13 protein-coding genes are annotated in these 14,295 nt (G+C 65.3%); 6 read left to right on the top strand and 7 right to left on the bottom strand.

What is annotated here, in order from left to right; all coding sequences use genetic code 11:
- Positions 1 to 119 precede the first annotated feature (119 nt).
- Positions 120 to 2,378: a hypothetical protein gene (locus FGL98_RS23520; protein ID WP_146321096.1), complete on the bottom strand. Its 2,259-nt coding sequence runs from the start codon at positions 2,376 to 2,378 to the stop codon at positions 120 to 122.
- Positions 2,379 to 2,649: 271 nt separating this feature from the next.
- Here FGL98_RS23520 and FGL98_RS23515 point away from each other — a divergent pair, with 271 nt between their 5' ends.
- Together FGL98_RS23515 and FGL98_RS23510 are read left to right on the top strand one after the other, a co-directional pair.
- Positions 2,650 to 3,243, top strand: coding sequence for a class I SAM-dependent methyltransferase (locus FGL98_RS23515; protein ID WP_146321094.1), 594 nt, complete (start codon positions 2,650 to 2,652; stop codon positions 3,241 to 3,243).
- On the top strand, positions 3,240 to 4,019 hold the full coding sequence (locus FGL98_RS23510; protein WP_146321092.1) for a glycosyltransferase family 2 protein: 780 nt from the start codon (positions 3,240 to 3,242) through the stop codon (positions 4,017 to 4,019). Before FGL98_RS23515 ends, FGL98_RS23510 begins: the two co-directional genes overlap by 4 nt.
- Before the next feature lie 161 nt (positions 4,020 to 4,180).
- Here the strand turns inward: FGL98_RS23510 and FGL98_RS23505 are convergent, their stop codons facing one another.
- The gene (locus tag FGL98_RS23505; RefSeq protein WP_246136712.1) at positions 4,181 to 4,726 is read right to left on the bottom strand and encodes a GtrA family protein; all 546 of its coding nucleotides are present in this window, start codon (positions 4,724 to 4,726) and stop codon (positions 4,181 to 4,183) included.
- 220 nt (positions 4,727 to 4,946) lie between these two features.
- Here FGL98_RS23505 and FGL98_RS23500 point away from each other — a divergent pair, with 220 nt between their 5' ends.
- Both FGL98_RS23500 and FGL98_RS23495 read left to right on the top strand, forming a co-directional pair.
- Positions 4,947 to 5,927 (top strand): malate dehydrogenase, encoded by a 981-nt coding sequence (locus FGL98_RS23500; RefSeq protein WP_146321088.1) that lies wholly within the window; start codon positions 4,947 to 4,949, stop codon positions 5,925 to 5,927.
- A 244-nt stretch (positions 5,928 to 6,171) separates the two neighbouring features.
- Positions 6,172 to 6,537, top strand: a complete 366-nt coding sequence (locus FGL98_RS23495; protein ID WP_146321086.1) for a hypothetical protein — start codon at positions 6,172 to 6,174, stop codon at positions 6,535 to 6,537.
- Positions 6,538 to 6,756: 219 nt separating this feature from the next.
- Here FGL98_RS23495 and FGL98_RS23490 read toward each other — a convergent pair whose 3' ends face one another.
- Together FGL98_RS23490 and FGL98_RS23485 are read right to left on the bottom strand one after the other, a co-directional pair.
- Positions 6,757 to 7,029 carry a DUF3017 domain-containing protein gene (locus FGL98_RS23490; protein ID WP_146321084.1) on the bottom strand — a complete coding sequence of 91 codons (273 nt, stop codon included), beginning with the start codon at positions 7,027 to 7,029 and terminating at the stop codon, positions 6,757 to 6,759.
- Complete coding sequence (locus FGL98_RS23485) at positions 7,026 to 7,871, bottom strand: bifunctional methylenetetrahydrofolate dehydrogenase/methenyltetrahydrofolate cyclohydrolase (RefSeq protein WP_146321082.1); 846 nt, start codon at positions 7,869 to 7,871, stop codon at positions 7,026 to 7,028. Before FGL98_RS23485 ends, FGL98_RS23490 begins: the two co-directional genes overlap by 4 nt.
- A 182-nt stretch (positions 7,872 to 8,053) precedes the next feature.
- Here FGL98_RS23485 and FGL98_RS23480 point away from each other — a divergent pair, with 182 nt between their 5' ends.
- Complete coding sequence (locus FGL98_RS23480; protein ID WP_146321080.1) at positions 8,054 to 9,910, top strand: M15 family metallopeptidase; 1,857 nt, start codon at positions 8,054 to 8,056, stop codon at positions 9,908 to 9,910.
- Between the two features lie 23 nt (positions 9,911 to 9,933).
- Here FGL98_RS23480 and FGL98_RS23475 read toward each other — a convergent pair whose 3' ends face one another.
- A complete protein-coding gene (locus FGL98_RS23475; protein WP_146321078.1) occupies positions 9,934 to 10,368 on the bottom strand; it encodes a hypothetical protein in 435 nt (144 codons plus the stop codon).
- Between FGL98_RS23475 and FGL98_RS23470 the strand changes: the two genes are divergently transcribed.
- Positions 10,361 to 10,624: a hypothetical protein gene (locus FGL98_RS23470; protein ID WP_146321076.1), complete on the top strand. Its 264-nt coding sequence runs from the start codon at positions 10,361 to 10,363 to the stop codon at positions 10,622 to 10,624. The genes FGL98_RS23475 and FGL98_RS23470 overlap by 8 nt on opposite strands.
- Positions 10,625 to 10,663: 39 nt before the next feature.
- On the opposite strand, the gene FGL98_RS23465 is transcribed toward FGL98_RS23470, so the two are convergent.
- Together FGL98_RS23465 and FGL98_RS25625 are read right to left on the bottom strand one after the other, a co-directional pair.
- Positions 10,664 to 11,749, bottom strand: a complete 1,086-nt coding sequence (locus FGL98_RS23465) for a peptidoglycan-binding protein (RefSeq protein ID WP_186526355.1) — start codon at positions 11,747 to 11,749, stop codon at positions 10,664 to 10,666.
- On the bottom strand, positions 11,746 to 13,788 hold the full coding sequence (locus tag FGL98_RS25625) for a hypothetical protein (RefSeq protein ID WP_186526354.1): 2,043 nt from the start codon (positions 13,786 to 13,788) through the stop codon (positions 11,746 to 11,748). The genes FGL98_RS23465 and FGL98_RS25625 overlap by 4 nt, the downstream gene beginning before the upstream one ends.
- Between the last annotated feature and the right edge of the window lie 507 nt (positions 13,789 to 14,295).

Below are 14,295 nucleotides of genomic sequence, written 5' to 3'. Positions count from 1 at the left end.
AGCGTTGCCACCGAACCAGCTCCGCCCGGTCACCTGGATGCAGTTTCAGAGCGGGAGCAGCATGGTTGGCCATGCCTAACTATCCCATCAAACCATAAACTAATTAAAACGACACGCCACTAGTTTGCCGGTGCCGTCAGCTGCCAGGCCGCGGCGTCATGATCATGGAAGCGGACCGTCGCGAACGGCGCGGGGTTCGTCGCGTGTGGTTCGGTGGACTCGACGTACGCCCACCGAACCCCGAGCGCCCACAACTGCTTCAGGCCCGCCTCGGTCGGGTGCGCGATAAATCCGTCGTTGAGCTTGAGGATTTGTGGTCGCCAGTAGTTCAGTGTCATTGACTGTCGGCCAATCGGCGCGATTTTCGTCGCGTTCGGGGTGGCAGTCCAGCCCTCGACGAGGGACTGGCGCTCGGTGAAGGCTGTGACAAGCCAACGCCGGCTGTCGCAACCGTTGTACGGCTTGCGCGGGACGGTGCAGTGCCGGTTGGTCATCACCACGTCCTCGACTCCCGAGTGGTCGCGAATGTAGCGCGCGGCCGCGAGCTCGCCGTTCGAGACTGCGTTTGGAGCGGTGATCTTCAGCGGTGCCGGTATCGGCGCGGGGGTGAACATGCGCCGATCTGCCTTGACAACACTCCAGGTGCCACTGAGCAGGCCAACCAGGGCAACTCCGACCAGGGCACCGCGCAGCCACGACCGCCGATACATGATCGCCGCGCACACGGCAGCGACCACCACGACGACCACGAGGGCAACGGCCAGATGCGTCCACACCTGCGCGTACTGGTGGTGGTGCAACGGGCCGAGCAAGTGGTCCGGCCCGATCAGGAATACCAGACCACCGACGATCCCGACGCACACGAGCAAGATGCCGGCGCGGCGGCCCACGACGGCCAGCAGCTGGCGCGCTCCCAAGGCCGAACCGACCGCCGCCAACGGAACCGCGCTCATGAGGAAGTACCCCTGGCTGTGACCGGGGTGGGAGAACAAGCCGACCGCGCACGCCCCGGCGATGGATCCGCCGATGAGCAGCCAGGACAGCGGGTCGCGGCGGCTGGCCCGATGGAACGGCAACGCAAAGGCCAGCACGGCCCTCGTGAGCCCGGAGATGATCGCCAACCCTGACGAGGCGAGGATGAGCTTCTCCGTGGGCAGGCCGGCGAGCACCTCGCCGAGCGAGGTCTGGTGCGCCGAGGCGGTGATGCCGAGCTTCAGGCCCGCGGTGGATCCGTGATAGATCACTCGCAGCGTGAGGCCGAGGCTGACCGCCATGATGATCAAGTCGATCAGCACTGGCATGGCCTTGGACCTGTTCCACAGCAGCATCGCCACCAGCGCCAGGCCGAGCCCGGCGATCACCAGTGGGGAGGTCGATCCCTTGGTGCCTGTCGTGACGATGGTCAAGATGGGGACCATCACGACCGCACCTCGCGCTGCCTGGCCCCGCCAGCGCATGACCAGGACAGAGATGAGGGCGAGCAGCGTCGGCACGCTGAGGCCGAGCGTCGGTGAGAGGGGGGTGAACGGCATACCGCTGGCGTCGGAGAACGGATTGCCGGCACCGCCCGCCATGGCGAGCAGCGCAGCCAGGGCAGCGGCCTTCGGGCTCCCGGACACCCGCAAAGTCAGCGCGACAACAGCCGAGACGAAGACGATGGGCATCAGCGCCGGTAGGAAGCGCATCTCGATCTGGTCCAGACCGACGTTCGACGCGGCGGTGACCTGCGCAATCCAGGCGTGCGCGAGCCACTCGTAGCCCAGCACTGGCCCCTTGACCGTCGGCCATCCGACAGGGCCCCGGGTGAGCAGCTCGGAAGACAGTGCGATGTGCAGGTACGTGTCGACGTGCGGCGCGCCCGGACCACCGGTCCACGACAGCCGGTTGGTCCGGGCATACGAGATCAGGGCCGGTAGCGCCAGGTAGGAACAGGCCACCATGATGACGCCCAGCCACCATGGGATCCGGGACCACCGCGCGTCCCGGATCCGGCGACGGGTGGCCGGGATGGCCCAGAAGATCGCCCCGACGACGAGCGGGAGCACGATCGCAGGCCACCGGGTGTGCAACAGTCCGCCGATGACCTGGCTGGGCACGGCCAGCGTGATGCCGACCGCGAAGCCCATCACGAGGTCCTCGACGAGCCAGCCGTTCCGTGGCCGGATGCAACGCCAGATCGAGACGCCGGGCAGCAGCTGGGTCAGGCAGAGCATGCCGGCCGCCTCGACCATGTTCAGGAACGGCAACCCGGCCGCCACGACGTAACCGAGAAATCCCATGAGGCCGGCGAGAACCAGCAGATTGGCCACGCCGCTGGACTGGCGACTATATCGACGAGCCTGGGTGTTGCTGGGCAGGGAGATGGTCGTGGTGCTCACGCAGTTCCTGTCGAGTCAGATCGTCACGGCCGCGATCGCAGTCGTCGCCGGCACGCAGATACGCTGGTTAAGTCGCCCACATCATATGACTGCTTGCTGAAGGATTCGGACGGCTGCTGTTGCTACTCTCCAGGCACAGCCCATGTACTGATGACTCATTTGGGAGCGCCCTCTAGTGCAATCTGCCAACACCTCTGCTGACGCCGCCACTGTTAGTGACCCTCAGCACGGCTACTTCGAAACCCGGCTGCCAGCCGACAAGAACCGCGAAATGGTCTGGCGCCATCTGACCAAGTACCTGCAGTGCTGGGTGCCCGCCAGCAGTGACGTGCTGGAGCTGGGCGCAGGCTGGTGCGACTTCTCCAACCAGGTCAGCGCCAACCACATCGTCGCGATGGACCAAGATGAGACCGCCCTCCGTTCGGCGGCCCCGCACGTGACCACCGTTGTCGGTGACTGCTGTGACCTGTCCCGCTTCGAGAATTCCAGCTTCGACGTGGTGTTTGCCTCGAACCTGCTGGAACACTTGGAGCGCCCGCAGACCGAGGCGCTGCTCGGCGAGGCGCATCGGGTGCTGCGTCCCGGAGGCCGGCTGATCTTGCTGCAGCCGAACTTCCGGCTCAACCCGCGCCACTACTTCGACGACTACACCCATGTGGCGATCTTTACCGATCAGTCGCTGCACGACTTGCTGGTCGTCAACGGATTTGTCATCGAGCGGATGTTCGCGAGGTTCCTACCGCTGACATTGAAGTCCCATGCGGCCAGGTTGAACTTTCTCGTGCCGTGGTACCTGCGGTCGCCGATCAAGCCCCTAGCCGGCCAGATGCTGGCAGTCGCCACCCGACCGGGCGAGCGCCGATGATCCGCGGGAAATCGGTGTCGGTGGTGCTGCCGACCTACAACGAGAAGGACAGCATCGCCGCGTGCATCCGCGCGTTCGAGCAGATCGACGAAGTCGACGAGGTCATCGTCGTCAACAACAACGCGGCGCGCGGCACCTCCGAAGAAGTTGCCACGACCGGCGCCCGCGAGGTGATCGAGACCACACAGGGTTACGGCGCAGCGATCCAGCGCGGGCTACGCGAGGCCCAGACGGACCTGATCGTCATCTGTGAACCAGACGGCACCTTCAACCCGACGGATCTGCGCAAGTTGCTGGCGTTCATGCCCGAGTGCGACCTAGTGATCGGCTCACGCACGGTCTCGAACTTCATCTGGGACGGGGCCAACATGGATTGGTTTCTGCGCTGGGGAAACTGGGCGGTCGCCAAGCTGATCGAGGTCCTGTACAACACCTCCTACCTGTCCGACGTCGGCTGCACGTTTCGGGTGATGACCCGCGAACAGGCCGACCAGATCCTGCAGCGTTCCACCTTGGCAGGTTCGGCCTACGGCTTGGAGATGCTGCTCATCAGCGTGATCACCCGGACAAAGATGGTGCAGATACCCGTCAACTACCACCCGCGAGTCGGTGAGTCATCGGTGACCGGCGACCTGCGCAAGACGATCTCCCTTGGTCTGGAGATGATCGGGGTCACCGCCAAGATGTGGCGCCGAAGAGGGAAGATCCGCGCAGGATTCCCCGTCCCTGCCCGACCAGACGACAGCGCCCTTCACGCCAGGGTCTCGGAAAGGTAGGCACAATCACCGCCCTGGGTGAGGTGTGCCACCCGTCGACCCTCGTTGACGGTGGGCATACCTCACCCAGGGACCGCGATCGACCTCTTGCGCCCGGACCGCTGGGACAACATCGCCCCCTACGACACCGCGCCGGGCACACGGAGTCAGCCGCCGCTGATCTAGTCGTGGCCTGCTCCAACAGGACTGGGCGGAGGCGCGGCAGTCTGCACGAAGACATGCTGGCGGTAAGCCCAGAAACGGAACCCCGTCGCAAGGACCAGTCCGACACCGTTCGCCGCGATATTGTCGTCCAGACTGGAGTGAAAGCCCATCACATAGTGGGATATCCCCAAGCAGGCCAGGCCGATGCCGATGCCGATGATCGACACGATGCTGAACACAACGAACTCACGGTGCAACTGTTCACGTCGAGTGTTGCGAAACGTCCAGTACCGATTGCCGAGCCAGGCAACGACCGTCGCGGCCCCGCCGGAGATGACCTTAGCCGTCAGCGGATAGTGGAATAGCGGGCCATCATGGCCGTAGTACCTCAGCAGATTGAACCCACCGACATCGACAACGAAGCCGGCAACGCCAATAACGCCGAACCGGGCAAGCTGCGGAGTCAGCCGCCGTAGTCTCTTGAAGAAATCGGGCTGACCCGGCCTGAACGCCCCGAAGGCCGGCGCGCCGCGCAACTTCGGGCGCGATTGACGTATCTCCACAATGGAGCACGGTAACAGCATCGACTAAACCTGTCCTGAACCTCGCGCTACCAGGCTCACCGCGGATGCGACTCACTGGGCTCGCGGCTGGTCAAGATCCGTGCTGTCGGCCGTCGGTCAACGGCTGCTGAGCCGCCCTCCGCGTAGGCCGTGGACGGCGCCTTCGCGCGCGCTGCTACCGTCCAGGCGTAACCATTTCTTCCGCCCTAAGGGGACGAATGTGAGCACCTCACCCGTCAAGGTGGCCGTGACCGGCGCCGCCGGCAACATCGGCTACAGCCTGCTTTTCCGTATTGCGAGCGGTGCGCTTTTCGGGCCGGAGACGCCCGTCGAGCTGCGCCTGCTTGAGATCACTCCCGCTCTGAAGGCGCTCGAGGGCGTCGTTATGGAGTTGGACGACTGTGCCTTCCCACTGCTGTCGGGCATCGAGGTCGGTGACGACGCCGAGAAGGTCTTCGACGGCGTGAACGCCGCCCTGCTGGTCGGCGCGATGCCCCGCAAGGAGGGTATGGACCGCGCTGACCTGCTCGAGGCCAACGGCAAGATCTTCATCGGCCAGGGTGCGGCACTGAACAAGTCCGCCGCCGATGATGTCAAGATCCTGGTGACCGGCAACCCGGCCAACACCAACGCGCTGATCGCGATGACCAACGCGCCGGACATCCCGCGCGAGCGCTTCAACGCGCTGACCCGCCTGGATCACAACCGCGCCAAGGGCCAGCTGGCCAAGAAGCTCGGGGTCTCCGTTTCTGAGGTCAAGGATCTGGCGATCTGGGGCAACCACGACGACTCGATGTATCCCGACCTCTACAACACCAAGGTCGGCGGCAAGTCCGCGGCATCGCTGGTCGACGAGGCCTGGATCAAGGACGAGTACATCCCGACCGTGGCCAAGCGTGGCGGCGCGATCATCAAGGCCCGCGGTGCCTCGTCGGCTGCCTCCGCTGCCAGCGCCACCATCGACCACATGCACGACTGGTGGAACGGCACCGACGAGATTGTCTCGATGTCGGTGCCCACCGATGGCTCGTATGACGTGGCCGAGGGCATCATCAGCTCGTTCCCTTGCCGTGTGAAGGACGGCAAGTACGAGATCGTGCAGGGCCTGGAGCTGAACGATTTCTCCAAGGAGCGCATCGCCGCCACCGCCAAGCGCCTGCAGGACGAGCGCGACGCAGTCAAGAAGCTCGGCCTCATCTGAGCAACAGCACAACCCACGCTGGTCGAGGAGGGACCAAGGCCCCCAGGGCCGAGGTCAGGTATCGCGACGACCGCACGAGTGGCGGGTTCCGGCAACGGAGCCCGCCACTTGCGCATTCCCGGGCGCATTACCTACCTGGCTGAGTAGTCTTACGCTCGCCGCCATTCCGCAGCCGGTGCTGCACTGAGCCATGAACTCACACAGTGCACGACCAGCCCGAGAGCGCTCCCATGGGCAGCCCCCGATGCCAGCAGTTTTCGCCGTTTCCCGCGCCGCCATGGTGGCCGGCGCCCTGTTTGCCACGCTTGCCTTTTTGCGACTTCTGCATCGAGAGATTCCGGAATACCATGCGTTCTGGTCCGGCGTCGTGTTCTGGGCCGCAGGAGCAGCTGTGCTTTTCATTCCACCGTTCATGACCTGGCTCCTACTGGGGCGGCACGGCCTGCCCGCCAAGGCATTCAGCGCACTCGCCGCGGTTCTGTCTCTTGCGACACTCACCGTCTTTGACTCCCGGACCGGATGGGTCATCGCATTCGCGGTCGGAATGATCCTGATCTTCTTCGCCAGCACATGGACACACTCCTCCCCTAGCACGCGGCATCGCCGCTAGGCGGTGTCGGCGAGGGTGCCCGGTGCCTCCTCGGGCATCCGGCCCGGGGCCAGGTCCCACACCACCTCGGTCACACTGATCCGAGGCATGTGCCCCTCCGCGTGCACGATGTGATGATGCCGACTACAGACTCCCCCGCGCGCTTCGCTTCATTCGGGGGACGCCCATGGGTCCCGTTCAGGAAGTCCCTCCGCCCACCAAACACCACGGAATCGCAGGTCAGTAGGCAGGACCCAGCTGCACCTCCGCAAAGACCACCACGAGCGCGGCGGCCCCTGCGAGATAGAAGAACACGTCCACCCACCGCGACCGGATGCCGAGCCCCGCCACCATCGACTCCGGCAGCACTGCGCGCTCCAGCGCCCCGACGACCAGCGAGGCGGCGACGAGGTAGCCGCCGAGCCGGAACGAGCCGAACAGCATCGTCAGGCCGCCGACCAGGCATCCCGCCATAACCACCCACCAGGCCGGGCCGAGGCGGGCGGGGGTCACCGCAGCTGCCGCTCCGCGGCCTCGACCACGTTGACCAGCAACATGGCGCGAGTCATCGGACCGACACCACCAGGGTTCGGCGAAACGTAACCGGCCACCGAGGCGACCTCCGACGCCACGTCGCCGGCGATCTTCCCGTCGACCCGCGAGACGCCGACGTCGAGCACGGCCGCCCCCGGCTTGACCATGTCGGCGGTCACCAGCCCCGGCACACCGGCGGCCGCCACCACGACGTCGGCGGCGCGCACGTGCGCGGCCAGGTCGCGGGTGCCGGTGTGGCAGAGGGTTGCCGTGGAGTTCTCGGAGCGGCGGGTCAGCAGTAGGCCGAGCGGGCGGCCCACGGTCAGGCCACGGCCGATCACCACGACCTCGGCACCGGCGAGCGGCACGTCATAGCGGCGCAGCAGCTCAATCACGCCGATCGGGGTGCACGGCAGCGGCCCCTCCTCGCCCAGCACCAGCTTGCCGAGGCTGACCGGGTGCAGCCCGTCGATGTCCTTGTCCGGGTGCACCCGGGACAGCAGCGCAAACTCGTCCAGTCCTGTGGGCTGCTGCACGAGGAACCCATGGCAGCCCGGATCGGCGTTCAGCTCGTCGATAACGGCCTCGACCTGCGCCTGCGTCGAGGAGGCGGGCAGGTCCTTGCGGATCGAGTTGATGCCGATCGAGGCGCAGTCCTTGTGCTTGGCGCCGACATACCACTTCGACCCGGGGTCGTCACCGACCAGCACCGTGCCCAGGCCGGGAGTCACGCCGCGAGCCTTGAGCGCGGACACCCGCTCGCGCAGCTCGTCCTTGATCGTCCGAAGTGTTGCCTTGCCGTCCATGATGGTCGCCGTCACGGGACGTATCCTGCCACGTCAAACTGTCCCCGCTGCGGAGCAGGTCACCCAGCCGAACAGGTGGTAGGCGCGGGCCCGGGTTGTAGCCTGCCGGTGACCATGGCCGAGTGCGCGACCGTGATGGCCCGGTGACACTCGTCCGGTATGGCGCTCGTGACAGGCGCCTTTGATGGAGGTACACAGTGATACCTGTTCGGTTCGCAGTTCCAGCATGGGTCGCCCTGGTGGTCCTGGGGGTCGGGATGGTCAGCGGCCCGGCGGCTATCGCTGCGCCCTCGATCGGTCAGCACCCGGCACAATCCACCACCACGGTGCGGTTTGCACCCTTGACGCCGTCGCGGGTGCTGGACACACGGTTGGGAGTGGGCGCGGCCAAGGCTCAGGCGGCCGCCGGATCAACCACGAAGCTGCAGGTAACCGGGCGCGGCGGCGTCCCGGATGCTGGTGTGGCCGCAGTGGTGCTCAACGTGACCGTCGTCGATCCGTCCGGCCCTGGATATGTCACCGTCTATCCAGCCGGTGCCCGTCGGCCAACCGCCTCCAATGTGAACTACGTCAAGAGCCAGGTCATCGCGAACCAGGTGATCGCAAAGATCAGCGCCGACGGTGCCGTCGACGTGTATACCCGTCAGGCGACGCAGCTCGTCGTGGACGTAACCGGCTACTACCTGACCGGTGCTGCATACGGCCCACTCACTCCGTCCCGGATGCTGGACACTCGCACGGGACTCGAACCACAGGCCGGCTCGACCACGAGGCTACAAGTGACGGGTCGTGGCGGCGTGCCGAAAACCGGCGTGGCGGCTGTGGTCCTGAACGTGACGGCCGTCGATCCGTCCGGACCCGGTTTCATCGCCGTCTATCCAGCGGGGGCGAGCCGGCCGACGACGTCCAATCTCAACTACGCGACGGGCCAGGTCGTCGCGGGCATGACCATTGTCAAAGTGGGGGTGAGCGGGCAGGTGGACCTGTACACCCCCGCATCCACGAACATCCTCGTGGACATAGCGGGGTGGATCCCCACCGGCAGCGACTACACGCCCCTGCTGCCCGCGCGGATATTGGACACGCGCAACGGCACCGGCCAACCGCAAGTGAAGGTCCCCGCGGGCGGGTCCGTGAGCATTCAAGTGACTGGGCACGCCGGCATACCCACGTCGGGGGTGAGTGCCGTCGAGGTCGACGTGGTTGCAGTGAACGCGTCCGACCCCGGCTTCGTCACCACCTACCCAGCCGAGGCCAACCGGCCGACTGCGTCCGTCCTGAACTACGCCGGGGGTCAGGCCATCGCCAACAGTGCGACCGTCAAACTCTCGGCGACCGGGCAGCTGACCCTCTTTACTCGCAGCGGGGCAGACCTGATTGTGGACGTCGTCGGGTACTGGGAAACACCGGTGCCGAATACGATCTCCGGCTGGGTGGCCTCCACGGACCATCAGGTGAATGTTCGCTCCGGGCCGGGTTTCGACTACGGGATCACTGGGCACCTCGACCCCGGCGAGCACGTCGACGGGACGCTCGCGAGCGGGTCATGGGCGAAGGTCAACGGCGGATACCTGAACGTCGGCACGCTCGAGAGCATCTCGAGCAATCTGCGATCGATCAACGGCAAGCTGAACGCGTCGTCACTGTGCATGATCAGTGTCGCCTACAACTCTCCAGACTCCTTCGACCCCGGTTATACGCAGCTCACCCCCCGGTACCTGAACTGCCCGGCAGTGGTCGCGATGGACGAGTTGCAGACTGCGTACAAGGAGAAGTTCAACCACTACGCCTACATCGACCTGTCCTACCGTTCGTATGCCGAGCAGGAATATTGGTACAACAAGTACGGCTATCCCCGTGCGGCGATCCCGGGCACCTCGAATCACGGCCTGGCAGAGGCGGTTGACTTTCGCGAGTACACCGGCTCAACCGAGTTCGACTGGGGTGGCTACGGGAACACGTGGTTGGAGGCGAACGCCTTGACCTATGGCTTCGCCAACCCCTTCCGATATGGCACGAGTGGAGAGTCCTACCACTTCAACTTCGTCGGGTGAGGGATCTCTGCTCACCGGGCAAGCTACGACTCGTCGCCCCATGGCTGGAGCCCTGCGAACTCTGGTGATCCAATTCTCAACGATCGAGCGACGATTCGTACATACTGGACGTGGAATGCTGTAGTCAGCAACCGTTGTTGAGCGAGGCTCGAGGTACTCATGGACGTGAAGCGCCGCAGGGTCACTGTTACCGCCGCCGGCACGGTTATCGTTCTGGCCGGATGCAGCACTGGAGGTACGTCGACCAGCACGTCGTCCAAGGCATCGGTTACGTCGAGCACCATGTCGACAAGCGCCTCAGCGACCCCCAGTTCGATGCGACCTACCGCCACTGCCCACCAGACGACTGCGCAGAGCCCAACCGCGCCCGGCAGCACCGCTCCGACGACCCCAGGTGCCACCACCTCACCCGAGAGCCCCTCGTCCTCATCCCGGAACCCGGCAAGGACCGTGCCCACCCTGACCCTGAAGGTCGACGGATCCGGGACACTGAAGATCACCAAGATTACGACCACCGGGACGATCACCGGCACCGCGCACGCGCCCACGACGCTGTCGACCACAGTGGATTCGGCCGTCAAGATCGGCTACACGATTACCGTCGTGTCCATCAGCGGCAAGATCACGTCGTGCACCGCAGGGACCCCGCGCGGAACAAAGGACATCAAGCCGACCTTCGGCGCCTGCAGCATCACCTACACCCCGGGCGGGTAGTCACCGATCCGGCTATCGAGGCGAGAGCGGAGCAGCAGGTCAGCGGACGAGCACGCTGTTCTGCCATGGTGGCGACATTGTCGGATGCCCCGGATACCACCCGGGGTTCGTTGATGCATAGGTGCGCAACTCCTGCTCAGTCACCCGATGAATCACGTCATTGCTCGGGGTCGCAATCGGGTCGCCCACCAGATATCGACTCCCGTCATACCCCAGGACTGCCACCCAGTGGGAGACCGGACCATGCACATACGACGAACTCCCCCGGTTCCAGGACAGGGCGTAGGCATTGCCGCCGGCGATGGAGGATTTGCCCGCACGAGCGTAGGCGAGAGTAGATGCGATGCCGCCGTGCCACGAGGAGAGTCCGTAGTGGGACAGGCCCCTGTTCAGGTCTGGGAACTCCGTGCCGCGGCTGTTGCGGGATGCGGTGTTGGCGAGGTGCATTGCGGTGTAACGCAGCGCTTGGACCGCGGCAGACCTGTCTGCAGTCAGGCCGTTCCATTGTGCCGGGATCTTTCCCCGGTTCAGCAAGACCATGCACAGCGACGTCGGCCCGCAGTTCGCCCACTGAGCCGCCCCCGTGCCTTCCTGCATCATCGGAAACATCGGGCCAGAGGTGACTGGCCCGAAGAGCACCTTCCACGTGGCGATATCGACGTAGGCCTCTTGCGGGAGAGCGTGCCCCGCCTGGAGGCCGCGAACGTCTCTGTCGGTCTGGGTGCCGTAGAGCGTCGACGTGTGCGTACGGTAACCATGTTTGTCGAGCAGCATGTCGAGGGCGGTGACCGCGTAGCTCCGGTCACCGCCCTGGACGGTGACGCACAGGGCAGCAAGGGTATTCGCGTCACAGCGCCCGGTGACCGTGAGCCCGCGTGCCTTCTGGAACGTCCGCACACTCTCGTAAACAGCTCGGGTGTAGGTGGGGTAGAAGACCGGCTGCGTGATGCCCGCGCGCAACAGCAGGTACTGCACGGCATGCACATCGTCTGGCCCCGCGTCCTCACCGGATATGGAGCTGAAGGAGGACGGGTGCTGATTGGGGGCGGCAGTCGCTTGAGGGACCGCGAGCACTCCCGCAGCAACAGCCCCCAACCCTCCGAGGAGAAGGCTTCGGCGCTTCATCGAGCGGTCTGCCGTTCTCCGCGGGGAGTGCTGAGCGCTCCGGCCTGGCCCGCGCCAAGAGCGGGGTGGTAGTAACCGAGCACATCCACGATCACGTCGGAAGTGGCCAGCGTATAAAGCGTGATACTGCCGCTGCTGCTCACCTTGAGGGTGGCGGAGTTGGCGACCGTCTGCCCCCGCGCATAGTTCACGGTCGAGGCCCACGGTCGAGCGACATCCGCAGGGTAGGCAGTGATGAACCCCGGGCCCTCCGGGTTGGTGGCGGTGACGTTGACCTCGACCGCGTCCACTCCGCCCGCCGGGACTCCACCGAATCCGGTGACTTGGACTGTGACGGTGCCATCCGCGTTGACCTTCCCCTTGGCCGCGCCCAACCCAGCTCGGGTGTCTAGCACTCGTGCAGGCACCAGTGGCGCATACCCGCCACCAACCGGGATCCATCCGGCGACATCCACGACGAGGTCCGCTGTGGCCAAGGTATACAGGTCCACCTGGCCGCCCGTGCCGACCTTCGCGATCACCATCCCGGCCACGATCTGGCCCTTGTCATAGTTCACGTTCGACGCAGTCGGCCGGCTGCTACCTGCCGGCCAGACGGTCACATGTCCTGGTGCGGCCGGTGCAACGGCTGTCACGTTCAACACCACTGCTGCGACTTCCGAGGTAGGCACCCCACCGTGTCCCGTCACGGTCAGGCTCGTGGTGGAGCCGGCCGGACGTCGGGCGCCCGTCCGAGTGTCCAGCAACCGCGATGGGACCAATGCGTGGTAGCCCGTGCCGGTCGGATAGTAGCCGGTCACATCCACGACGACGTGCGTCGAGGCGCGCGTGTACAGGTCGACTTCCCCAGAACTGCCGACCTTCACCGAGACCTGGTTGGCGACAACCTGCCCCTTTGCATAGTTGAGATTCGACGCGGTCGGGCGAGGCGAACCCGAGGGCCACACTGTGACGAATCCAGCGTCAACCGGACTCGTCACGGTCACGTTCAACACGACGGCGGCAACCCCGGAAGCAGGGATGTCGCCATGCCCTGTCACGGTGAGTGTCGTGGTCGACCTGGCTGCCGGCTTACGGCTCTGCCGAGTGTCGAGCAGCCGCGCGGGGGTCACCGGCACCAGCCCTGCGCCTGTTGCCACCTGTGACACTCCGGTCAGCGGGCCCGAGGTTGCGAGCCGCTGATTCCCGTTGACGGCGGGAGAGTACAAGCGGTATTGAGTCGGTGGCAGGCCAGAAACCTGCACTGTTGCGGAGACGTTGCCGGCGCCACCGTTTCCGTTCCAGGCCCAGGAGAGTGGACCGTTCGTTGTGGTGCCGGATTTCGTGACACTGCCGTCCGCGAATGTCGCCGCGCCGGTCAAGGACACGGTGACGCTCACCCCCGATATCCAAGCCCCAGACCCGGACTTCACACCGATGTCGTTCACCGATCCCTGCATCGGGTTGCCTGCTCCGACGAGGTAGGGCGTCACGGCGTACGCCCCGGCCGACACCGTGGCAGCGGTGTTCATCGACGCGTATGCGGCCATGATCTTCGTATAGTCGCCAGGGTCGTGCGACTTGATCGCGCCCATGGCCTCCTGGGCATCGCTCCAGTGACTGTCGGGCGCATGCTCTCGCACATACCAGGACAACGCGGCAGCAAGATACCGATCGGTGGTGCCGATGTGCTCATAGATCAGGTAGGCGACCGACGGGTTCTCAACCAGCTTTGACCCCGTCGTCCTTATCGAGTTCGGCGAAGCGGCTCCCGCGTCCAAGCACAGTGTGTTGGTGTTGCCGTAGCCGAGGATGCCGAAGTGCACGACGATCGTCGTGCCGGACGCGGTCTTGATCGCCGGGGACTGGACGCCGACAAACGTATCTGCGGTGGCGTGGGCAGCCGGCGCACTGACAATCCCGACTGTCGCCACGAGCAAGGTCACCACAGCGGCCAGGACTCCGAGCACCCTGCGGCGAAACCGCGCGATCGGTCGTCGGTGACGCCGACTGACACGGGTCGGCGAGTCGGTCACCTCTCGGCCCAGCGCTTTCGTCACTCGCCGACCCTTTCCACACCGCATCGCGCCCGCGGCACATCACCCGCTTGCTCAACAGGCCGGACGTATCACAGTCATCGACGCGGGGACTTCCCGGACACCCTCCTCGACACCCAGAATGTAGTGCACCCAACCCGCAACATGCCACTTTTCGCGAGAGAGCTGTCGCCGGCAAAAAGCCGAGGAATCATCAAGGATCGCTGGAGCAGGGCCCATGTCGGAGCCGGCATGGCCGGCAGCATTATCCAGGTTTGTGCCGAACAGGCTGAGAAATTTCGGTGTGAGATTGTCACGGAGACAAGTGGGCCCAGACCTAGCGGGCCGGGTCGGCGGTTCTACCGTTGACGCGAGGCGTGGCTTGACCACACCCCGGTGACTGCGTATGCGGAGCACGGTCACCTCGCGGTTCGGCCCAGCGAGAATCGGTGGCGGTCATGGGTGCGATGAGTGAGGTTCCAGGCAGCGGGAGCGGCTGGTCGTGGGCACGAGGGGCACGGCGATACCTGG

Source organism: Leekyejoonella antrihumi (assembly GCF_007845645.1).
Taxonomy (GTDB): domain Bacteria; phylum Actinomycetota; class Actinomycetes; order Actinomycetales; family Dermatophilaceae; genus Leekyejoonella; species Leekyejoonella antrihumi.
This window is presented reverse-complemented; position numbering and strand designations above follow the sequence as displayed.

Bases quoted from the DNA above. Each gene is read 5' to 3' on its own strand.
- FGL98_RS23510 (WP_146321092.1), top strand. From the start codon at position 3,240: ATGATCCGCGGGAAATCGGTGTCGGTGGTGCTGCCGACCTACAACGAG.
- FGL98_RS23495 (WP_146321086.1), top strand. From the start codon at position 6,172: ATGCCAGCAGTTTTCGCCGTTTCCCGCGCCGCCATGGTGGCCGGCGCC.
- FGL98_RS23515 (WP_146321094.1), top strand. From the start codon at position 2,650: ATGGTCTGGCGCCATCTGACCAAGTACCTGCAGTGCTGGGTGCCCGCC.
- FGL98_RS23465 (WP_186526355.1), bottom strand. From the start codon at position 11,749: ATGAAGCGCCGAAGCCTTCTCCTCGGAGGGTTGGGGGCTGTTGCTGCG.